Below are 21,122 nucleotides of genomic sequence, written 5' to 3'. Positions count from 1 at the left end.
TGTCACACGGAGAGCTGCTGTCGGGTCGTTTCCGGCAGCAGCTCAACCGCCTGCTGATAGGACGCGTCCACCAGGTAGTAAATTTGCGAGCCTGGAATCGATCCATCCAGATAGACGGTGCTCCAGTGCGCCTTATTGAGGTGCTTGCTCGGCCTCACGTCATCATGCTGTTGACGTAGCAAATCCGCCAGTTCAGGGCTGGTTTTCAGCGACGCCGCCGGACGGCCTTCCACCTCTTTCACCATCGCAAACAGCACATCCCCCACCTTAACCTGCGTGGCTTTCCAGTCGCTATGGACGCTCTGCTCCGCGCCGGGCTTGCTCATGCAGTACTGAAGTATCTCCGAAATTGTCATCTTTATTCCCCTTGTAGCGTGGCGATAATTTTACGCGAACCACCGTGAATGCGATGCTCTCCCAGCCAGATCCCCTGCCACGTTCCCAACAGCAGCCGCCCGTTGTGAACCGGCAGCATAAGCGATACGCCCAACAGGGAGGATTTAATATGCGAAGGCATATCGTCTGCCCCCTCATAGTCATGCTCGTAAGGGGCGTTGTCCGGGATGCTCTTCAGAAAATGGTGCTCCATGTCTGACCGGACGGTGGGATCGCAATTTTCATTAAGCGTGAGAGAGGCAGACGTGTGCTGAAGGAGCAGATGCAGCAAACCCGTTTTGACCCGCGGCAGGTCGCGGATTTGCCCGATGACTTCGTCCGTCACCAGATGAAATCCGCGTGGTTTAGCGCTTAAGGTCAGGGTCTGTTGATACCACATGTGCTGCTCCGTAATGAAAGATGAATCTTTCTAAGTGTGCAGCAAGAAGGCGAAAGGTAAAACCCGCAGCGACGAGATTTGCTTAAAAAAGAGTCAAACTCGTCGCCTGCGGTTTAATACTCAGAGTTCACAATGACCTCTTCGCCAAACTTTCCGGCCATCGGCAGCGGTCGATAGGTCGAGTTAGAGGCACGCAATACCCTGATCCCTCTGGCACCCACGTCATGCGCGGCAGTGATGTCGTTATCCGAATCGCCGTAGAATACTTTGATATTTTTCTTTTCCAGCCACTGGGTTTTGGTGTTTTGCCCTTCTTTGTCACCGGCAAAAATCACCGGATTCATGCTGGCTGCCGGGATCTGAAAATCATCCTGCAGGGTTTTGGAGACGGTTTCCGTTTTGGTCTGACTGCGGCCGGTCACAAAGTAAATGCTGTCCCCGCGCTTCACGTGCATGGCAATAAGCGCCCGGGCAACCTCTTTCGGGATGCTGAATTCGTCCCAGCCGTTATTCATTTTTTCCCAGAATTCCGGGTTCTTCAGATACGCTTCGCTGTCGGGCGAATACATTTTTTTTCCGCGCCAGAAGCCCGGGCTGGAGAAGAGAACGGTATCGTCAATGTCAAAACCCACGGCCATTGGCGCACGGCCCATCAGGCTGTTTTCGATTTGAGCCACGGAAACCCAGTGAATGGGCGCCTGCTCGGCAAGCATGGCGGCAGTGGTACCGGTGTAAAGCGGCGTCGGGGCAGAAGCTCGCGCGACGACGGCGCTATTAAGCGAGAACAATAAGCAGGCGGCGCTGAGCGCCAGTGTGATCTTGCGCATATTTTCCCCTGAATATTCAGTTTGTTATCGTTTTAATTTGAGCGAACGGTCAAAAAACTATCCGACCATAACCCCAGCGGGAGGTGAAGGGAAGGAGTTTTTACTTATGAAGATGAATAAAAAGAAGACGATCACAAAGCGCAGAAGTGACGTGTAGGCCCGGTAAGCGAAGCGCCACCGGGCAAGATTCTTGTACGGCCTGATGTCCTCACCCCAACCCTCTCCCACAGGGAGAGGGGGGAAATGAATAGTGAGTACTTACATTACAGCGGCAAACGCCTGCGCCACGCGATGAACGTTGCTGGAATTCAGACCCGCCACGCACATACGGCCGCTGGCAATGAGATAAACGCCGAACTCTTCGCGCAGGCGATCGACCTGCGCCGCGCTCAGTCCGGTATAGCTGAACATCCCGCGCTGCTTGAGCAGATAGTCGAAGTTATGTCCCGGCACCGCCTCTTTCAGGACGTTAACCAGTTCCTGACGCATCGACAGAATGCGCTTACGCATCGCTTCCACTTCGCCAAGCCAGGACGCTTTCAGCTGCTCGTCACCGAGAACCGTCGCCACCACCTGCGCACCAAAGTTTGGCGGGCTGGAGTAGATACGGCGTACCGTCGCTTTCAGCTGGCCGAGCACGCGGCTGGCTGCTTCGTCATCCTCACAGACTACGGACAGACCGCCAACGCGTTCACCGTACAGGGAGAAAATTTTAGAGAAGGAGTTACTTACCAGAGCAGGCAGCCCGGCGCTGGCTACGGCGCGGATGGCGTAAGCATCTTCTTCCATGCCCGCGCCAAAGCCCTGGTAGGCAATGTCGAGGAATGGGATCAGGTCACGGGCCTTCAGTACCTCAATCACCGTATCCCACTGGGCGTTAGTGAGATCTGCACCGGTCGGGTTATGGCAGCATGGGTGCAGCAGCACAATACTGCGCGCCGGCAGCGTGTTCAGTTTTTCCAGCAGCGCTTCAACGCGCACGCCGTTAGTTTTGCTGTCGAACCACGGATAGGTCTCGACCTTGAAGCCTGCGCCCTCGAAGATCGCAACGTGGTTTTCCCACGTCGGGTCACTGACCCACACGCCTGAATCCGGGAAGTATTTTTTCAGGAAGTCTGCACCCACTTTCAGCGCACCCGAGCCGCCCAGCGTCTGGATGGTCGCCACGCGTTTTTGCGCGAGCACCGCGTGATCGGCGCCGAACAGCAGCGGTGCAATGGTGTTGCGATAAGCGTTTAGCCCTTCCATTGGCAGATAAAGAGAAGCGCCGTGTGGAACAGCGTTCAGACGCGCTTCGGCTTCGGCAACGGCTTTTAATTGAGGAATAATGCCATCCTCGTTGTAATACAGACCGATGCTGAGGTTCACTTTGTCGCTGCGAGGATCTTCTTTGAAACGTTCCATTAAGGAGAGGATAGGGTCGCCGGCATAGGCGTCAACTTTCTGAAACACGCGATGGTTCTCCGGAATTCGATGAGGCAGGGATTTCAACAATAAACCGGAAGTGGGAGAAGGTCGAGAGCGATATCAGATCAGTCCCTGGATATATCGGCAAATGTGATCGATTCGCTCAGGCAATGAGCCCCGCACGCGCAGAAAAGGAATATTTCGTGCCGACAGCTCTGCTTCATACCATACCTGCTGTCTGTGGCGAAACGCCTGGCCCTGCCGGGTCCCATCATGCACAAAGGGAAATTCATCCCCGCAGAGTACGACCAGAGAATAGTCGCGTTCGGCTAACTCAATTAACGCCTGCGGCGCGTTGCCAAACTGATCGAGCGCGTAAAACAGGGTCGTTAAAGGTGACGTATCACAGACCAGATAAGGCGCCGTGCAGGCTAATTCTTCCCGACGCACCTGCTCGCGGGCAATATGCAGCAAATCCTCCCGATCCAGGATACCGTTCTTCTTTTCCCAGTGTTCACGACCATACTCTGCAACGTACGGAACGTTTAGCGTTTGCGCCAGTGCCTTTGCAAGCGTGCTTTTGCCCGTCGATTCTCCACCTAATAAGCAGATACGAAAAACAAAGCTACGGTACACCTCTGGGGATATCATCTTGCGATAACGATGAACATCAGAGCGGATGAGCGTTCCCGATGGAGCTTCTGGTCCCCGTTGACACTGGAGACGCACGTGCGCAACCGGTCGTCCGAAACGCTGGCTCAGGACAGTGGCAAACCCGTCTCCATAGTCTTCGGCAGTAAATACCGCTTCTGGCTGACAATGCAAAATGTCCTCACATAGCGTTGCAACATAATGCCTGTGAAGATCGTCATCAGCGTCATTCGGTGGCGGTGGCGCAAGGCCATATGAAGCCAACACTTGCGGCGAAAGCACGAGGTGGCGACATTGTGGGAAGCGCGTTGTTAACCAGTTAAGCCGCTTTTCAGGTTCGTAACCGCGTATTTCCGGCGACGAATAGCTGATGATACAGACCGTCTCGCACTGCTCAAGTGCCGTATTGATGAGCGCTTCATGGCCCGCATGTAATGGTGCGAATTTGCCTACCACCAGACCGTTGGCATACAGCGTCATTGCGCACGGATCTCCTTGCGCCATTGATACAGTCCGTGCCAGGCATTTAACCAAAACACCAGATATAAACCGGCGGTCAGATACAGTTCTCTCGTCGCGTACAGCGGTACTGCGAGCGTATTAACGGCAAGCCAGATGTACCAATTTTCCAGACGCCGTCCCATCAACATAAACTGAGCAAGAATGCTGAATGTCAAAATGATGGAGTCCAGCCAGGGGGCCCATGCATTAGTATAGAGATGCAGTATCCACCCGTATACCGCTGCTACGCTTATGGCGCAGGCCAAAAGCATAAAAAAATGCCCCGGTCTGGTACGCCGAACGGGCAGTACATCCCCGCGATTGCCTTTCAGCCAGTGCAGCCAGCCGGTTATGCTCGTAATAATGAAGAAGAATTGAAGGGTAACGTCAGCATAAAGCTGCACAGAATAGAAGACCCTGGCATAAAGCCCGCTACCGATGATGCCTATCCACCACGTATGGATATTGTTTCTGGCGGCCAGCCAGACGGAGAGAGCATAGGCCAGACACGCAGCGATTTCTGAAGGGGACATTATCCTTCCCTGGAATAAAATGTTAGTCGACGTACTTCATCGCCACCCGAGACGTCAGGCGGGTAATAAGTTCGTAAGCACTCACTTTAGTGATTTCAGCAATACGTTCAACGGGTAAACCTTCCCCCCACATCACCACATCGTCGCCGGGTTTATCCTGCGCTTCTGGCCCCAGATCGACGCAAATCATGTCCATCGCCACGCGACCAACAATCTTCACCTCGCGGCCGTTGACGAGAACCGGCGTACCCGACGGCGCGGCACGGGGATAACCGTCGCCATAGCCCATCGCCACCACGCCAAGGCGGGTATCACGCTCGCTGGTCCAGGTACCGCCGTAGCCCACCGGCTCACCCGCTTTATGGTCACGCACGGCAATCAGGTTAGAGACCAGCGACATGACCGGCTGGAAGCCAAAATCCGGCCCCCAGGGCTTGTTCTCCAGCGGTGATACGCCGTAAAGAATGATGCCCGGTCGCGCCCAGTCGAAGTGCGACTGCGGCCACAGCAAAATACCGCCGGATGCGGCGATCGAGCGCATCCCCGGCTTGCCTTCGCAGAAGGTATTAAAGATATCCAGCTGCCGCTCGGTTGCACCGCACTCGGGCTCATCGGCACGGGCGAAGTGGCTGACAATATTCACCGGCTGGCGCACGTTTTTGCACCGGCATAAACGCTGGTAAAACGCTTCCGCGCTTTCAGGACGCACGCCCAGACGGTGCATGCCCGTGTCGAGCTTCATCCAGACGGTCACCGGCTCGCTCAGCTCGGCGGTTTCAAGTGCGGCCAGCTGTTCTTCATTGTGTACCGCCGTGTGCAGATGCTGGTCAGCAATGGTTGGCAGATCGCTGGCTTCGAAAAAACCTTCGAGGAGAAGAATCGGTTGGGTAATTCCCCCCGCGCGCAGGCGGAGGGCTTCTTCAAGACGGGCGACGCCAAAGGCATCGGCATCGGGGAGCGTTCGCGCGGTCTCAAGAAGACCGTGTCCGTAAGCGTTCGCTTTCACGACTGCAACGAGCTTGCTGGCAGGCGCCAGTTCACGCAGACGTTGCAGGTTGTGTCGCAGAGCGCGGCGGTTAATAACAACAGTTGCCGCTTGCATTTGAATTCCTTAGAAATTACTCATCATCATATTGAGGACCGGCATAGTTGTCGAAACGCGACCACTGTCCGTTAAAGGTCAGACGCACCGTTCCGATTGGGCCGTTACGTTGTTTACCAATAATAATTTCGGCGATCCCTTTCAGGTCGCTGTTCTCGTGATAAACCTCATCACGGTAGATAAACATGATTAAGTCGGCATCCTGCTCGATGGAGCCGGATTCACGCAAGTCGGAGTTGACCGGGCGCTTGTCGGCGCGTTGTTCCAGGGAGCGGTTCAGCTGCGACAGCGCCACCACCGGCACGTGCAGCTCTTTGGCTAATGCCTTGAGCGAGCGGGAAATCTCCGCAATTTCCAGCGTACGGTTGTCGGAAAGCGACGGGACGCGCATCAGCTGAAGGTAGTCGATCATGATGAGGCCGATGCCGCCGTGTTCACGGGCGATACGACGCGCGCGGGAACGAACCTCCGTCGGCGTCAGGCCGGAAGAGTCATCAATATAGATGTTACGTTTTTCCAGCAGAATGCCCATGGTGCCGGAGATGCGCGCCCAGTCCTCATCGTCAAGCTGGCCGGTACGGATGCGGGTCTGGTCCACGCGAGACAGCGATGCCAGAGAACGCATCATAATCTGCTCGGAGGGCATCTCAAGGCTGAAGATCAGCACCGGCTTATCCTGCAACATCGCCGCGTTTTCGACGAGGTTCATCGCAAATGTCGTTTTACCCATCGACGGACGCGCGGCGACGATAATCAAATCCGACGGCTGCAGACCGGCGGTTTTCTTGTTGAGATCGTCATAGCCGGTGTTCACCCCGGTCACACCGTCGTGAGGCTGCTGGAACAGCTGTTCGATACGGGCGACGGTGGCGTCGAGCACATCGGCGATATTTTTTGGGCCTTCGTCTTTGTTGGCGCGGCTTTCGGCGATTTTAAAAACGCGGGACTCGGCAAGGTCAAGCAGGTCTTCGCTGGTGCGCCCCTGCGGATCAAAACCGGCTTCGGCGATCTCGCTCGCCACCGAGATCATCTCACGGACGACGGCACGTTCGCGCACGATATCGGCATAAGCGCTGATGTTCGCCGCACTAGGCGTGTTTTTTGACAGTTCCGCCAGATAGGCAAACCCACCGCAGCTGTCGAGCTGACCAAGACGCTCCAGTGATTCCGCGAGCGTGATCAGGTCGATCGGGCTGCCCGACTCCTGCAGACGCGCCATTTCGGTAAAGATGTGGCGGTGCGGGCGGGTGTAGAAATCTTCCGCCACGACGCGCTCGGCGACGTCGTCCCAGCGCTCGTTATCCAGCATTAAACCGCCCAACACCGACTGTTCCGCTTCAATCGAGTGCGGCGGGACCTTTAACCCTGCGACCTGGAAATCACGCTCGCGAGGTTCAGTCTGTTTGTTGAAGGGTTTGTTTCCTGCCATAGTGAATGGAGTTACCGAGATAAAGAGTGGGTCGAAAGATTACCATATTTTTCTTACGGAGGGAGCATGGCAACGCGCATTGAATTCCAGAAACACGGTGGGCCAGACGTACTCAAAGCGGTGGAGTTCACCCCCACCGCGCCTGGCGAAAACGAAGTGCAGGTTGAAAACAAAGCCATAGGCATAAACTACATCGACACCTATATTCGCGGCGGGCTCTACCCGCCTCCGTCGATGCCGAGCGGACTGGGCACCGAGGCAGCCGGTGTCGTCGTCAAAGTGGGCAGCGCGGTTAAGCATATTAAAGAGGGCGACCGCGTGGTATATGCGCAGTCGGCGCTGGGCGCTTACAGCTCCGTCCACAACGTCCCGGCGGATAAAGCCGCCCTGCTGCCCAACGCCATCTCCTTTGAGCAGGCGGCGGCCTCGTTCCTGAAAGGCTTAACCGTTTACTATCTGCTGCGTAAAACCTATGAAATTAAACCCGACGAGCAGTTCCTGTTTCATGCCGCGGCGGGCGGCGTCGGGCTCATCGCCTGTCAGTGGGCAAAAGCCTTGGGCGCAAAACTGATCGGCACCGTGGGCAATGCCCAAAAAGCGCAGCGCGCGCTGCAGGCGGGCGCCTGGCAGGTGATTAGCTATCGTGAAGAGAGCATTGTCGAACGGCTGAAGGAGATCACCAGCGGCAAAAAGGTGCGCGTCGTGTATGACTCGGTTGGGAAAGACACCTGGGAAGCGTCGCTGGACTGTCTGCAGCGTCGTGGGCTGATGGTGAGCTTTGGCAATGCGTCAGGCGCTGTCACCGGCGTGAATCTCGGTATTCTGAATCAGAAAGGTTCGCTGTACGTCACGCGCCCTTCCCTGCAGGGCTACATCACCAACCGGGAAGAACTTGAGGAAGCCAGCAACGAGCTGTTCTCGCTGATCGCCAGCGGTGTCATCAAAGTGGACGTGGCAGATGCGCAGAAATTCGCGCTGACCGATGCGCAGCGCGCGCATGAGGTGCTGGAGAGCCGGGCGACGCAGGGGTCGAGCCTGTTGATTCCCTGAGCCCCAAAAAGAAATTGGGCTTCCCGTGGGAAGCCCTTTCTTTTTTTAGTTCGGCTGTATGTAGGGTACAGCACGATGAATTCTTTAACGGCAGTCATAGTGACAGATTCGATAAGTAAATCCTATTCTGTTCTAAGCCATGCTGCCGGAAAAGTTACAACTATGTGACGAACCCCTCAATACCTTAGTAACGAAAGCGGTTATTGCGCTGATAACCGGGCACTTTTGGCGATTTAATCGACCGAATCACCCACACCACCGCAACGGCCAGCAGCAACCACGGCAGCAGTTTGATCGTCAGCGCAAACAGTCCGCCAATAAACATGACCACCGTCGCCACCACGATAGCCGCCAGAATGCCGAGCAGCGAAACGCCTGTCGCTAACAGCATGACAAAAAAGCCAATAACAAAAAGTAGTTCCAGCATGATGCTCTCCCACGAGTTCCCGAGTAATGCATTAAGCATTACAAGATCCATGCCAAAGCTAACGTTTTGTTCTTAAAGCAAAACGCCCCGCGAGAACTCGCAGGGCGTGGTGAATTTGACGAACTTTTAGCGAATGTTATCGCTTGTCTGCTACCAGTCGCAGCGCATGTTCCAGCACCTCAATATCGGCACCGGCTTTATGTGCGTTTTCGCTCAGGTAGCGACGCCACTGACGCGCGCCCGGAATGCCCTGGAACAGACCCAGCATATGGCGAGTGATATGGCCGAGATACGTACCGTTGCTCAGCTCGCGCTCAATATAAGGATACATCGCCCGCACGACGGCAACCGGATCGGTGTCTGCGCCTTCAATGCCAAAGATTTCGCGATCGACCGTCGCCAGAATGCCTGGGTTCTGGTACGCCTCGCGGCCGACCATCACGCCATCCATATGCGCCAGATGCGCTTTGGCCTCTTCCAGCGACTTAATGCCGCCGTTGATCGACATCGTCAGGTGCGGGAAGTCACGCTTCAGCTGATGCACGCGCGGGTAGTCCAGCGGCGGGATCTCACGGTTCTCTTTCGGGCTCAGGCCGGAGAGCCAGGCTTTTCGCGCGTGGATGATGAACATCTCGCATTCGCCCTTTCCGGAGACCGTATCGATGAAGTTGCACAGGAATTCGTAGCTGTCCTGGTCGTCAATCCCGATACGGGTTTTGACCGTCACCGGAATGGAAACGACGTCGCGCATCGCCTTGATACAGTCCGCTACCAGCTGGGCATTCCCCATCAGGCAGGCACCGAACATACCGTTTTGCACACGGTCGGACGGGCAGCCAACGTTCAGGTTGATCTCGTCGTAGCCGCGCGCTTCCGCCAGCTTCGCACACTGCGCCAGCGCGGCCGGATCGCTGCCGCCCAGCTGCAGGGCAACCGGATGCTCTTCTTCGCTATAGGCCAGATAGTCGCCCTTCCCGTGAATGATTGCGCCTGTGGTCACCATTTCGGTGTACAGCAGCGTATGGCGGGAGAGCTGGCGCAGGAAATAGCGGCAGTGTCTGTCAGTCCAGTCGAGCATCGGCGCAATGGAGAAACGGTGTGCGGGGAAAGCGGTCTGTGATTCTGACGACATGGCGAAGTTTTAAGCATCTGGTGGAAAAGGGGCGCTACTATAGCACAAAGAAAAGCCGGAGGCGCAGCGCCTCCGGTGGACTTTAGAACGTCATGCTCAGCTGAGCCCCTGCGCCCCAGGTTTCGTCTTCACCGTACAGGCCCATCAGGTCAACATGCACGGTGCTAAACGGCGCGAAACCGACACCGCCGGTAAAGACATTGCTGTCGTTACCCTTCACGTCTGCACGATAACCCGCACGCACCGCCAGCCAGCTCAGCGGCGTCACCTCGGCACCGACACCCACGTACTGCGACGTATCTTCGCTCTTGAAGCCTTTGGTTTCGGTCAGATCGCCATCGGCGGTCAGCGTCACCAGGTCGTTGTGCCAGGCGGCACCGGCGGTTACCAGCGGGCGGATCTGATAGGTGTCTTTATAGCTCACCACTTCTCCCGTACGGCCATTGCGGATACGGATATCTTTGGTGTCGATATCGCGCGACATCAGGTTTTGTCCGCTCACGCCAACGGTCCAGTGTTCGCCGAAATCGGCCGCAATACCGGCATCCACGTTGAAGCCCGTATCGTCAGTACGGTAGCGGCTGTCGTTCCACTTGTTACTGTCGTAATCGTAGATTGACGTGGTGTAGTTATAGACCCAGGTTTTTTGCAGCTTTGGCGTCACGCCCACGGAAACAGGGACGCCGCCGAGGTCAAACTGGCGGGCAACGGCAACACCATAGTCTGAGACAATCGCTGCCCGGCCAGACGCGGTTGAGTTGAGGTTTTTAGTGATCTGATCCGTGCCGTTCAGCGCAGCGTCCAGGGCGACACCGGCAGCCACCACATTACTGCGTTGAATACCGCGAAGGTAATCAATATCCTGCTGATCGATAGACGAGCTTACCCGGCCATGGGCATAGCCTTTCGCCATGAAGGCTACCGAAAGGACATCGTTAGGGATACTCACCGCAAGCCCTGCACCAGCCGTTGCGCGTGCGGTTTTGCCTTTGAGATAGTCCAGCTCATCGGCCAGATCTTTGGCCGCGCCCTGGAACTGATTAATGGAACCTAATGGATTGGTGATAATTTCTCTTGGCGTGAGATTATCAACCACATCCTTGTAGTGATTGATTTTGTCGTTGATGGTATCAATCTCGTCCTGAAGATTGTCCTCATCCGTTACCTGTACGCCAACGGACGGCAAAATGACCGTCACATCATCGTCAGGTTTTGCCTTTGCCAGCAGCGCGGGGTTGATTAATGCCCCACTGCCATAGCTCCCGGAGGCAACGCCAGTGCCACCCATTGCGTCGCTTCGTGATTCTGTCCAGGTATTGGCTGCTCCCGCCTGATTTGCCATAAACAAGGAAACAGCGATACTAACCACCGAAAATTTAAAATTTTTTTTCACAGTATGCCCGTTATAGTCTGTTATGAAATAACCCCTGTCTGTTATCACCCAAACAGGAACGAACTATTGCTGTGAATAAGTAGTAAAAGACCCGCTATTTCTATCCCTAAGTAAAACTCCCTTACGGCCTGTTATATTTTGTGACGGCCCTCAATATTTATAGAAGAGGAAATTATTTTTTCCCAGGTTTTCCATCATGCGGTCCAAAAAACTGGGGCGGGTGGTCTACCCAGCGATCCTCTCGGGTAGCGGCATAAACCGGGTTAAGCGGATAGTATATGCGGTTATGCTTCTTGTTGGCCTCGCCAACGACCAGGAGCCGAACCTCGTCGTCCGTGTTGTTGATAAAGGTATGACAGATGCCGGTACCGGCGGGAAAACCTACGCTGTCGCCAGGCTCCAGCTTCCACAAGTAGCCATTAATCCAGGCGTCAGGGTGGCCTTCAAGCACGTAAATAAACTCTTCTTCGTCGCTCTCCGCGTGCGGATAAGACGTCCTGCGCCCAGGCGGCAGGCGCTCATGATGGATACCAATACGCCCGAGCCCAAGCTTGCGAGCCAGCGGGGCGCCGATAGAAAACAGCTCGTCGCTGTCGGGATAGGTCGAATCATCCGCGCCTTCAACGTCGCGCCAGTGCCGAATACAGTCAGGTTTTTTCATTGTTTATTTCCCGGTTTGTAATGGGTCAGGTATAGCACAGACTGGCGGATCTCGGCGTTTTTACCAGAACATGATAAAGTGAGGGTTTTCCGTCCTATAACATCCGGGGTGCTACATGGATAAGTCCACAAAAGAGCTGTTAGCGCAGGCCGAAAAGCTGTGTGCGCAACGCAATGTGCGCCTGACTCCGCAGCGCCTTGAAGTATTACGCCTGATGAGCCTGCAGCAGGGTGCCATCAGCGCCTACGATCTGCTCGACCTGCTCCGCGAAAGCGAGCCGCAGGCAAAGCCGCCGACGGTCTATCGCGCTCTGGATTTCCTGCTTGAACAAGGGTTCGTGCACAAGGTGGAATCCACCAACAGCTATGTGCTGTGCCATCTGTTCGATCAGCCCACCCACACATCGGCGATGTTTATCTGTGACCGCTGCGGCGTGGTGAAAGAAGAGGCTGCGGAAGGCGTGGAAGACATTATGCATACGCTGGCAGCGAAAATGGGGTTTGCCCTGCGTCATAACGTGATTGAAGCGCACGGGCTCTGTTCCGCGTGCGTGGAGGTGGAAGCCTGTCGCCATCAGGACGCGTGTCAGCACGACCACTCTATCCTGGTGAAGAAAAAGCCGCGTTAGCGGCAAAAGAAAAAGGCGGCCTGGAGCCGCCCTGTGGGTTATTCAGCGTTACCAGCGGTAGTCGTTACGGGTTTCCCAGTCTTTGACTTCGTTTTCCGCCTGATCTTTCGCGTAGCCGTAACGTTCCTGAATTTTACCGACAAGCTGATCGCGTTTACCTTCAATGACGGTCATATCGTCATCAGTCAGCTTACCCCACTTTTCTTTCGCTTTACCTTTGAACTGCTTCCAGTTGCCGCTGATTTCGTCTTTATTCATCATCGTGTCCTCTTAGTTAAGCGTCGGGTCGTAACGTCCGTTACGTTCTTTTCTGCTGGACGTGATAATTATTGTAGTTAAGGATTCCGTAGTTAATTTCATATTCGGAATCTTTAACCGTCACGATATATCGTGGCGCGAAGAGAACCAGGTATCGTTTTGCCAGTGGCGGTGCCAGATAAACGCCAGCGATAACCCGCGCAGCGAGAGGAAGACGGCCAGGGCCAGCCACAAACCATGATTACCCAGCCAGGGAAGCGTTAGCAGCGTCAGACCAAACCCTGCCGCCGCGACCGCCATGCTGTTGCGCATTTCCGCTCCGCGCGTCGCACCAATAAACATGCCGTCCAGCAGATAACACCAGACGCCGACCACCGGTAAGATGACTTGCCAGAGGAGATAGTGACTCGCCAGCTCGCGCAGAGCAGGGATAGTCGTCAGCAATGCAACGATCTGCTCACCAAAGCAGGCGTAAACCAGACCAAAGGCCAGCGCCACCAGTCCCGACTGACGGCAGGCTGCCCGCCAGACATCCCGAAGCTGTCCGCTTTCTCGCGCACCGTACGCCTGCCCGGAATGCGCTTCAACCGCGTAGGCAAAACCATCCAGCGCATAGGCGGTAAAGGTCAGAAGCGTCATCAATATCGCGTTGACCGCCACGATTTCTGGCCCCAGTCGAGCCCCGAAAACCGTCAGCGCGCCGAAGCAGAGCTGAAGAAGCAGCGAGCGCAGCATGATGTCACGGTTGAGGGCCAGCAGCTTACGGATATTGCCGCGCCATGCGGTTTTGAGCAGCGCCAGAGAGATCCCGCGCATCGACAGCACGCGCCAGACCATCCACAAGCCAATGATAAAGGTCCCGTATTCGGCAATCGCCGTCGCCAGCGCCGCGCCCCGCACGTTCATATGCAGGCCCATCACCAGCCAGATATCCAGCACAATGTTGAGAAGGTTGCCCACCACCAGCAAAATCACTGGCGCCCGTGCATACTGAACGCCCAGTAGCCACCCCAGCAGAACCAGGTTAGCCAGCGACGCGGGCGCGCTGAGCCAGCGGATTTCAAGGAAACGTCGCGCCTGATCCAGTACCGCCTCGCTGCCGCCAACGATATGAAGCGCAAGATCGATCAGGGGTGTCCGCAATACAACGATTAACGCACCCGCGCCAAGCGCGAGTATCAGCGGCTGCACCAGCGCGCGCGCCAGACGCAGCGGATCTTTCGCACCATAAGCCTGTGCGGTAAGACCGGTGGTGCTCATGCGTAAAAAGAGCAACAGCATAAACAGGAAGCTGGTTGCCGTCGCGCCAATCGCCACGCCGCCAAGATAAACTGGTGAATCAAGATGGCCTATAACGGCAGTATCAACCAGTCCCAGTAAAGGCACGGTAATATTGGAGAAAATCATCGGCAGGGCAAGACGCCACAATGCCTTATCTGATGCCGTCAGTAGTGACATGCGAAATACCGGGAAAGGTAGATGAACAGGCTACAGCGGAAGCGTAGCCTGTCAGGAAGAGATTACAGCCATTCACCGTTACGAATCACGCCTACTGCCAGACCTTCGATAGAGAAGTTCTGTTCGCGGAGATCGACCACAATTGGGGTGAACTCGTTGTTTTCAGGCAGCAACTGAACGGTGTTACCCTGTTTTTTCAGACGTTTGACGGTGACTTCATCGTCAATGCGCGCGACAACCACCTGGCCGTTACGCACATCCTGCGTTTTATGTACCGCAAGCAGATCGCCGTCAAGAATACCGATGTCTTTCATCGACATGCCGCTAACGCGCAGCAGAAAATCAGCGCTCGGCTTGAACATGGCTGGATCGACCTGGTAATGACCTTCAATATGCTGCTGTGCCAGTAAAGGCTCACCGGCAGCAACACGACCTACCAGCGGAATGCCCGTCTCTTCTTCTACCAGCAGTCGGATACCGCGTGACGCGCCTGATACAATCTCAATCACGCCTTTACGCGCCAGCGCTTTCAGGTGTTCTTCGGCAGCATTCGGAGAACGGAAACCCAGACGCTGCGCGATTTCCGCACGCGTAGGTGGCATACCCGTCTGGCCGATATGATCCCGGATGAGATCAAACACCTCTTGCTGCCTGGTCGTTAACGCTTTCATTCCGCCCCCTGGGTGTATATACAGTTATGCTGTGAGTATATACAGTCAAAGGCGATTTTGGAACCAAAAACTGCACAAAAAACCAGGGACTTAATTATTCCTCGAGGCTCATCGGAAATGTGACCAAAGCAGCGTGACCCAGGTGATAACGGCAGTGATAATCGCCAGTAATACGGCAGCAGATCCCATGTCTTTTGCGCGGCCAGAAAGCTCATGGAAATCGGAACCGATGCGATCCACAACGGCCTCAATAGCGCTATTAAGAATTTCCACTATCATCACCAGAAGTACGGAACCGATAAGAAGTACGCGGGTAATAGCATCAACATCAAGGAAACAGGCGACGATCACCGCGATGATAGCGGCGACGCCCTCCTGGCGAAACGCGGCCTCGTTGGCCCATGCGGCACGGAAACCTTTCCATGAATAGCCGGCGGCTTTGATGATACGTGTTAACCCAGTGGTATTATTGGCCATTAAAAGAACCTTTTTTAAAAAAGAGCGTCAGTAACAGGAGCCGTAGAGCGTTTCGCTACAGCCTGAAGTATGACGGGTAACAACAGAAATTTTGCGCGCTTTCTGTTATCCTTGCGCCGCAATTGCATTATTAACCAGAGGCTTTACATCGTTTATGTCCGGCTGGCCACGAATTTACTACAAATTACTTAATTTACCATTAAGCATCCTGGTAAAAAGCAAGTCTATCCCAGCAGAACCCGCGCTGGAACTGGGGCTCGATACGTCGCGTCCCATTATGTACGTTTTGCCTTATAACTCGAAGGCTGACTTACTGACGCTTCGCGCCCAGTGTCTGGCGCATGACTTACCAGATCCGCTTGAACCGCTGGAAGTTGACGGTACGCTGCTGCCGCGCTACGTGTTCATCCACGGCGGGCCGCGCGTGTTTACCTATTACACGCCGAAAGAAGAGTCCATCAAGCTGTTCCATGACTATCTCGACCTGCACCGCAGCAACCCCGATCTGGATGTGCAGATGGTGCCGGTATCGGTGATGTTTGGTCGTCGTCCGGGCCGCGAAAAAGGTGAAGAGAACCCGCCGCTGCGCATGCTTAACGGCATCCAGAAGTTCTTTGCGGTCTCCTGGCTGGGACGCGACAGCTTTGTACGTTTCTCCCCTTCCGTTTCGCTGCGTCGCATGGCGGACGAGCACGGCACCGACAAGATCATCGCGCAAAAACTGGCGCGCGTAGCGCGTATGCACTTCGCTCGTCAGCGCCTCGCTGCCGTAGGGCCACGCCTCCCGGCGCGTCAGGATCTGTTCAACAAGCTGCTGGCTTCCAAAGCGATTGCCCGCGCCGTTGAAGATGAAGCGCGCAGCAAGAAAATTTCGCATGAGAAAGCCCAGCAGAACGCCATTGCGCTGATGGAAGAGATTGCAGCGAACTTCTCTTACGAGATGATTCGCCTTTCCGATCGTATCCTCGGCTTTACGTGGAACCGCCTTTATCAGGGCATCAACGTCCATAACGCCGAGCGCGTGCGTCAGCTGGCGCATGATGGCCATGAAATTGTCTATGTTCCCTGCCACCGCAGCCACATGGACTACCTGCTCCTTTCCTACGTGCTCTATCATCAGGGGCTGGTACCACCGCACATCGCAGCCGGTATCAACCTGAACTTCTGGCCAGCAGGTCCGATTTTCCGCCGCCTGGGCGCGTTCTTTATTCGTCGTACCTTCAAGGGCAACAAGCTCTACTCCACCGTGTTCCGCGAGTATCTGGGCGAGCTGTTCAGCCGCGGCTATTCCGTGGAGTACTTCGTGGAGGGCGGTCGTTCCCGTACCGGTCGTCTGCTCGATCCGAAGACCGGCACGCTGTCGATGACCATCCAGGCCATGCTGCGCGGAGGTACCCGTCCGATTACGCTGGTGCCTATCTACATTGGCTACGAGCACGTGATGGAAGTGGGCACGTACGCGAAAGAGCTGCGTGGCGCGACCAAAGAGAAAGAGAGCCTGCCGCAGATGCTGCGCGGCTTGAGCAAGTTGCGCAATCTTGGTCAGGGCTACGTGAACTTCGGCGAGCCGATGCCGCTGATGACGTACCTGAACCATCACGTTCCGGAGTGGCGTGAGTCCATCGATCCTATCGAAGCGGTGCGTCCGGCCTGGCTGACGCCAACGGTTAACGGCATCGCGTCCGAGCTGATGGTGCGCATTAACAACGCCGGTGCGGCTAACGCCATGAACCTGTGCTGTACGGCGCTTCTGGCTTCGCGCCAGCGCTCGCTGACCCGTGAACAGCTCACAGAGCAGCTGGATTGCTATCTGGATATGATGCGGAACGTGCCGTATTCGGTTGATTCGACCGTACCTTCTGCGACCGCCAGTGAGCTTATCGATCACGCGCTTCAGATGAACAAGTTTGAAGTCGAAAAGGACACGATCGGCGACATCATCATTCTGCCGCGCGAGCAGGCGGTGCTGATGACCTACTACCGCAACAACATCACGCATATGCTGATGCTGCCGTCGCTCATGGCCGCCATTATTACCCAGCATCGTCATATCTCCCGTCAGGAGCTATTGCGCCATCTTGAGACCATCTATCCGATGCTGAAAGCGGAGCTGTTCCTGCGCTGGAGTAAGGATGAGCTGGCGACAGAACTGGATAAGATGACGGAAGAGATGCGTCGCCAGGGGCTGATCGCCGTTTCAAACGACGAGCTGCACATCAATCCGTCACGCTCCCGTACCCTGCAGCTGCTGGCGGCCGGTGCGCGTGAAACGCTGCAGCGCTACGCCATTACGTTCTGGCTGCTGAGTGCGAACCCGTCCATCAACCGCGGTACGCTGGAGAAAGAAAGCCGGACGCTGGCCCAGCGCCTGTCCGTTCTGCACGGCATTAACGCCCCTGAATTCTTCGACAAAGCAGTCTTTAGTTCTCTGGTACTGACGCTGCGTGATGAAGGCTTCATCAGCGATACAGGCGATGCCGAGCCGGAAGAGACGCTGAAGGTTTACCAGATGCTCGCAGAGCTGATTACCTCGGACGTGCGCTTGACGATTGAGAGCGCCACGCAGGGCGAGTGATGTTAAAAAGCCGGGTGATGGTTTCACCTGACCCGGCCTGACGTTCTGCATAATAAAAGGCCCGGTAAGCGTTAACGCTACCGGGCCTTTTTTTTGCCTTGTTAAATCATTGCATTTAGCTGAGCAGCGTAAAGGCAATCATCCCGACAATCGCACCCGTCGTGCCGAGTATGGTTTCCATCAGCGTCCAGGTTTTCAGAGTTTGCGCTTCGGTGGCACCGGTAAACTTACCGAACAGCCAGAAGCCGGCGTCGTTAACGTGAGAGACCACAATCGAACCGCCCGCGATACAAATAGAAAGCGCGGCCATCTGGGCACCGGAGTAGTTCAGCTGTTCAATCACCGGCATCACCAGACCCACGGCGGTTAAACACGCCACGGTAGCAGAACCCTGGATGATACGTACCGCCGCAGCCAGCACAAAGCAGGTCACCGCAATCGGCAGGCCCATCCCGGTCAGCGCTTCACCCAGAGCCGGGCCCACGCCGGAATCCACCAGCACCTGCTTGAACACGCCGCCTGCACCGATCACCAGCAGGATAATGCCCGCAGGCTGCAGCGCCGCACCGCAAATCTCCATCACCCGGTCTTTCGGCATCCCCTGACGCATCGCCAGGCCGTAAATCGCCACCAGACAGGCCACCAGGATCGCCGTGAACGGGTGACCGATGAACTCAAACCATTCGTAGGCAGTGGACCCCACCGGCACAAAGCGCGCGGCGATGGTTTTCAGACCCACCAGAACCAGCGGCAACAGGATCAGCGACAGGCTGAAGCCGAAGGACGGCATTTTGCCCTCGCCCAGGTGCGGCTCGGTGACGTCATCCGGAATATGCAGCTCAACGTAACGGCTGATGAAGTTGCCCCACAGCGGACCGGCGATAATCATCCCCGGGATTGCCGCGCACAGGCCAATCAGGATCATCCAGCCAAAGTCGGCGTGCATCTGGGAGGCCAGCAGCATCGGCGCAGGCCCCGGCAGCAGAAACGCTGCGGCTGCCGCCACCCCCGCAAACAGCGGAATGACCAGCTTCACGAGGTTAGTACCGGTATGGCGCGCCATGGAGAATGCGACGCTTATCAGCAGCACAACGGCCACTTCGAAGAACAGCGGCAGCGCGCAAATCAGCCCTGCCAGGCCAATCGCGTAGTGCGCACGGCTGTGGCCAAAGGATTTCAGCATCTTGACTGCAATCTGGTCGACCGCGCCCGTCTCGTGCAAAATCTTGCCAAACATCGCGCCCAGCGCGACCACAATCGCCAGGAAGCCCAGCGTTCCGCCCATCCCTTTTTCCATTGTCGCGGCGATCTTGTCGAGCGGCATACCGGAAAAGAGACCAGCACCAATAGAAACCACCATCAAAGCAACAAAGGCGTGCATGCGCGCCTTCATCACTAAAAACAGCAGCAGCAATACCGAACCCACTGCTGTCAAAACTAGCGTTAATGTACTCAAAACTTACTGCCTTTTATTAATGACCTCGATGGTGCTGGCAACAACACCCTCCAGTGACTGATCGATATCAACCACTAAGACGTCTTTTTCGTCTTCACCCGGCTCCTGCAGCGCTTCAAACTGCGTCACCAGCATCTGGGTTTTGAAGAAGTGACCTTTACGCGCCTTCAGGCGGCTTTCAATCACTTCGAAATCCCCTTTCAGGTAGATGAAAGAGAGATTCGGGTTGCCGTCACGCAGCAGGTCGCGGTAGGTTTTTTTCAGCGCGGAGCAGACGATCAGGGAGACTTTATTGGTACGCTGCATCGCGAACGCGGCGTCATTCAGCGCCTGCAACCACGGTTTGCGGTCGTCGTCGTTCAGCGGCTCGCCGGAGGCCATTTTCATGATGTTGCTGCGCGGATGGAGGAAGTCGCCATCAAGAAACGCAGCCTGGAGTTGATGCGCCACTTCGCTGGCCACGGCTGATTTCCCGCTACCGGAAACGCCCATCAGGACGTAGACGTGGTGATCGTGATTAGTCGTGCTCAAAGGGTGTCCCTCAGTCAATTGTTACGGGTAACATTTATCGGTAACATTGTCCTGCCGGGGCAAAAGAGAAGCAATATCCAAACGTGCGCGAAGTGAATAAGTGTGAGCTACTTCAAATTTGTCAGTTCAAATAGATCCACCCGGTGACAAGGTGAAACCTAAATCTAACATTTTCGGGGTAACCGTCTCGCCACGAATGCGCGCCAGCAGGCGTTCTGCGCCAATGCGGCCCATACGTTCACGCGGGGTCAGGACGCTCGCCAGACGCGGCTCCATCACCTGGCCAATATCGTGGCCGTGGAAACCGGCGATCGCCATATCATCAGGGATCTTCAGCCCCAGACGCTGACACTCAAACGCTGCGCCGACCGCAAGGTCATCGTTGGTACAGAAAATACCGTCCAGTTGCGGATACTCGCGTCGCGCCTGACGCATCAGCTCAATACCCGACGTATAGGAAGAGGACTGCTCCACCATCACGCTGTACGGGGTTAAGTTCGCGTCGAGCATCGCCTGCTCGTATCCCTTCTGTTTGATGATAGTACGTTCATCAAGACGCGCACCCAGATAGGCGATATGACGATGCCCGCGGGCGATGATGGCCGCCGTCATCTGACGCGCCGCTTCGAAGTTATCAAACCCCACGGCGATGTCGAGGCATGGCGACTGGCTGTCCATCAGCTCCACGACCGGAATACCGGCCACTTCAATCATTTTGAGCGTGCGGGCAGTGTGGGTACGTTCGGTTAAAATCAGGCCGTCAATGTTCCAGGAAAGCATCGATTCCAGACGTTCCTCTTCGAGTTCCGGCTTGTACCCGTAGTGGGCGAGCATGGTCTGGTAGCCAAACGCATCGGTGACGCTTTCGATTCCACGTAATACTTCGGCAAATACCTGGTTGGTCAGAGAAGGAAGCAGGACGCCCACCGCGCGGCTGGTCGCATTGGAGAGGATATCGGGCGCGCGGTTGGGGATATAACCCAGTTCATCAAGGGCAGCGGCAATCTTGCCACGTAACGCTACGGAAACCTGTTCCGGGTTACGTAAAAAACGGCTGACCGTCATTTTGGTCACACCGACGCGATCGGCGACATCCTGAAGTACGGGGCGTTTCTTTTTCATCGTCCTGAGAAATCTTGAAGTGAGAGATTTGCTCAGTTTATCACGGACAAAGCCCATC

22 protein-coding genes are annotated in these 21,122 nt (G+C 55.7%); 3 read left to right on the top strand and 19 right to left on the bottom strand.

Annotated features, from left to right (window positions below):
* Positions 1–2: 2 nt before the first annotated feature.
* From ELK40_RS02315 to dnaB, 8 genes are all read right to left on the bottom strand, one after another.
* Entirely contained in the window at positions 3–356 is a 354-nt protein-coding gene (locus ELK40_RS02315) for an MmcQ/YjbR family DNA-binding protein (protein WP_111964201.1), read from the bottom strand.
* Positions 357–358: 2 nt separating this feature from the next.
* On the bottom strand, positions 359–775 hold the full coding sequence (locus ELK40_RS02310) for a secondary thiamine-phosphate synthase enzyme YjbQ (RefSeq protein ID WP_127729276.1): 417 nt from the start codon (positions 773–775) through the stop codon (positions 359–361).
* A gap of 113 nt (positions 776–888) precedes the next feature.
* Positions 889–1,602, bottom strand: coding sequence for an acid phosphatase AphA (aphA, locus tag ELK40_RS02305; RefSeq protein WP_127729274.1), 714 nt, complete (start codon positions 1,600–1,602; stop codon positions 889–891).
* Between the two features lie 258 nt (positions 1,603–1,860).
* Entirely contained in the window at positions 1,861–3,054 is a 1,194-nt protein-coding gene (gene tyrB, locus ELK40_RS02300; protein ID WP_127729272.1) for an aromatic amino acid transaminase, read from the bottom strand.
* Between the two features lie 75 nt (positions 3,055–3,129).
* Positions 3,130–4,140, bottom strand: coding sequence for an AAA family ATPase (locus ELK40_RS02295; RefSeq protein WP_127729270.1), 1,011 nt, complete (start codon positions 4,138–4,140; stop codon positions 3,130–3,132).
* Positions 4,137–4,694 carry a nicotinamide riboside transporter PnuC gene (gene pnuC / locus ELK40_RS02290; protein WP_127729268.1) on the bottom strand — a complete coding sequence of 186 codons (558 nt, stop codon included), beginning with the start codon at positions 4,692–4,694 and terminating at the stop codon, positions 4,137–4,139. Before pnuC ends, ELK40_RS02295 begins: the two co-directional genes overlap by 4 nt.
* A gap of 22 nt (positions 4,695–4,716) precedes the next feature.
* Positions 4,717–5,796 (bottom strand): alanine racemase, encoded by a 1,080-nt coding sequence (gene alr / locus ELK40_RS02285; protein WP_127729266.1) that lies wholly within the window; start codon positions 5,794–5,796, stop codon positions 4,717–4,719.
* 16 nt (positions 5,797–5,812) lie between these two features.
* Positions 5,813–7,225: a replicative DNA helicase gene (dnaB, locus tag ELK40_RS02280; RefSeq protein WP_127729264.1), complete on the bottom strand. Its 1,413-nt coding sequence runs from the start codon at positions 7,223–7,225 to the stop codon at positions 5,813–5,815.
* A gap of 66 nt (positions 7,226–7,291) precedes the next feature.
* On the opposite strand from dnaB, the gene ELK40_RS02275 reads away from it, so the two are divergent.
* Positions 7,292–8,275: a quinone oxidoreductase gene (locus ELK40_RS02275; RefSeq protein WP_127729262.1), complete on the top strand. Its 984-nt coding sequence runs from the start codon at positions 7,292–7,294 to the stop codon at positions 8,273–8,275.
* Positions 8,276–8,459: 184 nt separating this feature from the next.
* On the opposite strand, the gene pspG is transcribed toward ELK40_RS02275, so the two are convergent.
* The 4 genes from pspG to ELK40_RS02255 form a co-directional block, all read right to left on the bottom strand.
* Positions 8,460–8,702, bottom strand: coding sequence for an envelope stress response protein PspG (gene pspG / locus ELK40_RS02270; RefSeq protein ID WP_111964222.1), 243 nt, complete (start codon positions 8,700–8,702; stop codon positions 8,460–8,462).
* 136 nt (positions 8,703–8,838) lie between these two features.
* Positions 8,839–9,834, bottom strand: a complete 996-nt coding sequence (dusA, locus tag ELK40_RS02265; RefSeq protein WP_127729260.1) for a tRNA dihydrouridine(20/20a) synthase DusA — start codon at positions 9,832–9,834, stop codon at positions 8,839–8,841.
* 82 nt (positions 9,835–9,916) lie between these two features.
* Positions 9,917–11,227: a conjugal transfer protein TraF gene (locus ELK40_RS02260; protein WP_115876924.1), complete on the bottom strand. Its 1,311-nt coding sequence runs from the start codon at positions 11,225–11,227 to the stop codon at positions 9,917–9,919.
* Between the two features lie 172 nt (positions 11,228–11,399).
* Positions 11,400–11,888, bottom strand: coding sequence for a cupin domain-containing protein (locus tag ELK40_RS02255; protein WP_127729258.1), 489 nt, complete (start codon positions 11,886–11,888; stop codon positions 11,400–11,402).
* Between the two features lie 115 nt (positions 11,889–12,003).
* Between ELK40_RS02255 and zur the strand changes: the two genes are divergently transcribed.
* On the top strand, positions 12,004–12,516 hold the full coding sequence (zur, locus tag ELK40_RS02250) for a zinc uptake transcriptional repressor Zur (RefSeq protein ID WP_008503369.1): 513 nt from the start codon (positions 12,004–12,006) through the stop codon (positions 12,514–12,516).
* Between the two features lie 48 nt (positions 12,517–12,564).
* On the opposite strand, the gene ELK40_RS02245 is transcribed toward zur, so the two are convergent.
* The 4 genes from ELK40_RS02245 to ELK40_RS02230 all read right to left on the bottom strand — a co-directional run bounded on the left by ELK40_RS02245 (position 12,565) and on the right by ELK40_RS02230 (position 15,380).
* Complete coding sequence (locus tag ELK40_RS02245; RefSeq protein WP_127732720.1) at positions 12,565–12,774, bottom strand: CsbD family protein; 210 nt, start codon at positions 12,772–12,774, stop codon at positions 12,565–12,567.
* A 120-nt stretch (positions 12,775–12,894) separates the two neighbouring features.
* Positions 12,895–14,232 (bottom strand): MATE family efflux transporter DinF, encoded by a 1,338-nt coding sequence (gene dinF, locus ELK40_RS02240; protein ID WP_115876926.1) that lies wholly within the window; start codon positions 14,230–14,232, stop codon positions 12,895–12,897.
* A 62-nt stretch (positions 14,233–14,294) separates the two neighbouring features.
* Positions 14,295–14,903, bottom strand: coding sequence for a transcriptional repressor LexA (gene lexA / locus ELK40_RS02235; protein ID WP_111964211.1), 609 nt, complete (start codon positions 14,901–14,903; stop codon positions 14,295–14,297).
* A 108-nt stretch (positions 14,904–15,011) separates the two neighbouring features.
* Positions 15,012–15,380, bottom strand: coding sequence for a diacylglycerol kinase (locus ELK40_RS02230; RefSeq protein ID WP_111964212.1), 369 nt, complete (start codon positions 15,378–15,380; stop codon positions 15,012–15,014).
* Between the two features lie 154 nt (positions 15,381–15,534).
* Here ELK40_RS02230 and plsB point away from each other — a divergent pair, with 154 nt between their 5' ends.
* Positions 15,535–17,955, top strand: coding sequence for a glycerol-3-phosphate 1-O-acyltransferase PlsB (gene plsB, locus ELK40_RS02225; protein ID WP_115876928.1), 2,421 nt, complete (start codon positions 15,535–15,537; stop codon positions 17,953–17,955).
* A 115-nt stretch (positions 17,956–18,070) separates the two neighbouring features.
* On the opposite strand, the gene gntU is transcribed toward plsB, so the two are convergent.
* The 3 genes from gntU to gntR form a co-directional block, all read right to left on the bottom strand.
* Positions 18,071–19,411 (bottom strand): gluconate transporter, encoded by a 1,341-nt coding sequence (gene gntU / locus ELK40_RS02220; RefSeq protein WP_127729256.1) that lies wholly within the window; start codon positions 19,409–19,411, stop codon positions 18,071–18,073.
* Between the two features lie 3 nt (positions 19,412–19,414).
* Positions 19,415–19,942: a gluconokinase gene (gene gntK / locus ELK40_RS02215; RefSeq protein ID WP_008503362.1), complete on the bottom strand. Its 528-nt coding sequence runs from the start codon at positions 19,940–19,942 to the stop codon at positions 19,415–19,417.
* Positions 19,943–20,068: 126 nt separating this feature from the next.
* Complete coding sequence (gntR, locus tag ELK40_RS02210; protein WP_021242747.1) at positions 20,069–21,064, bottom strand: gluconate operon transcriptional repressor GntR; 996 nt, start codon at positions 21,062–21,064, stop codon at positions 20,069–20,071.
* Between the last annotated feature and the right edge of the window lie 58 nt (positions 21,065–21,122).

Origin of the sequence: Enterobacter sp. N18-03635 (assembly GCF_004006055.1) — a bacterium.
Lineage (GTDB): Bacteria > Pseudomonadota > Gammaproteobacteria > Enterobacterales > Enterobacteriaceae > Enterobacter > Enterobacter vonholyi.
This window is presented reverse-complemented; position numbering and strand designations above follow the sequence as displayed.

Excerpts from the sequence above, each read along its gene's own strand:
- ELK40_RS02315 (WP_111964201.1), bottom strand. The coding sequence starts at position 356 with ATGACAATTTCGGAGATACTTCAGTACTGCATGAGCAAGCCCGGCGCG.
- ELK40_RS02275 (WP_127729262.1), top strand. The coding sequence starts at position 7,292 with ATGGCAACGCGCATTGAATTCCAGAAACACGGTGGGCCAGACGTACTC.
- dinF (WP_115876926.1), bottom strand. The coding sequence starts at position 14,232 with ATGTCACTACTGACGGCATCAGATAAGGCATTGTGGCGTCTTGCCCTG.
- pnuC (WP_127729268.1), bottom strand. The coding sequence starts at position 4,694 with ATGTCCCCTTCAGAAATCGCTGCGTGTCTGGCCTATGCTCTCTCCGTC.
- alr (WP_127729266.1), bottom strand. The coding sequence starts at position 5,796 with ATGCAAGCGGCAACTGTTGTTATTAACCGCCGCGCTCTGCGACACAAC.
- dnaB (WP_127729264.1), bottom strand. The coding sequence starts at position 7,225 with ATGGCAGGAAACAAACCCTTCAACAAACAGACTGAACCTCGCGAGCGT.
- zur (WP_008503369.1), top strand. The coding sequence starts at position 12,004 with ATGGATAAGTCCACAAAAGAGCTGTTAGCGCAGGCCGAAAAGCTGTGT.
- gntR (WP_021242747.1), bottom strand. The coding sequence starts at position 21,064 with ATGAAAAAGAAACGCCCCGTACTTCAGGATGTCGCCGATCGCGTCGGT.
- plsB (WP_115876928.1), top strand. The coding sequence starts at position 15,535 with ATGTCCGGCTGGCCACGAATTTACTACAAATTACTTAATTTACCATTA.
- ELK40_RS02230 (WP_111964212.1), bottom strand. The coding sequence starts at position 15,380 with ATGGCCAATAATACCACTGGGTTAACACGTATCATCAAAGCCGCCGGC.
- ELK40_RS02295 (WP_127729270.1), bottom strand. The coding sequence starts at position 4,140 with ATGACGCTGTATGCCAACGGTCTGGTGGTAGGCAAATTCGCACCATTA.
- pspG (WP_111964222.1), bottom strand. The coding sequence starts at position 8,702 with ATGCTGGAACTACTTTTTGTTATTGGCTTTTTTGTCATGCTGTTAGCG.
- lexA (WP_111964211.1), bottom strand. The coding sequence starts at position 14,903 with ATGAAAGCGTTAACGACCAGGCAGCAAGAGGTGTTTGATCTCATCCGG.
- ELK40_RS02245 (WP_127732720.1), bottom strand. The coding sequence starts at position 12,774 with ATGAATAAAGACGAAATCAGCGGCAACTGGAAGCAGTTCAAAGGTAAA.
- aphA (WP_127729274.1), bottom strand. The coding sequence starts at position 1,602 with ATGCGCAAGATCACACTGGCGCTCAGCGCCGCCTGCTTATTGTTCTCG.
- ELK40_RS02310 (WP_127729276.1), bottom strand. The coding sequence starts at position 775 with ATGTGGTATCAACAGACCCTGACCTTAAGCGCTAAACCACGCGGATTT.
- ELK40_RS02255 (WP_127729258.1), bottom strand. The coding sequence starts at position 11,888 with ATGAAAAAACCTGACTGTATTCGGCACTGGCGCGACGTTGAAGGCGCG.
- dusA (WP_127729260.1), bottom strand. The coding sequence starts at position 9,834 with ATGTCGTCAGAATCACAGACCGCTTTCCCCGCACACCGTTTCTCCATT.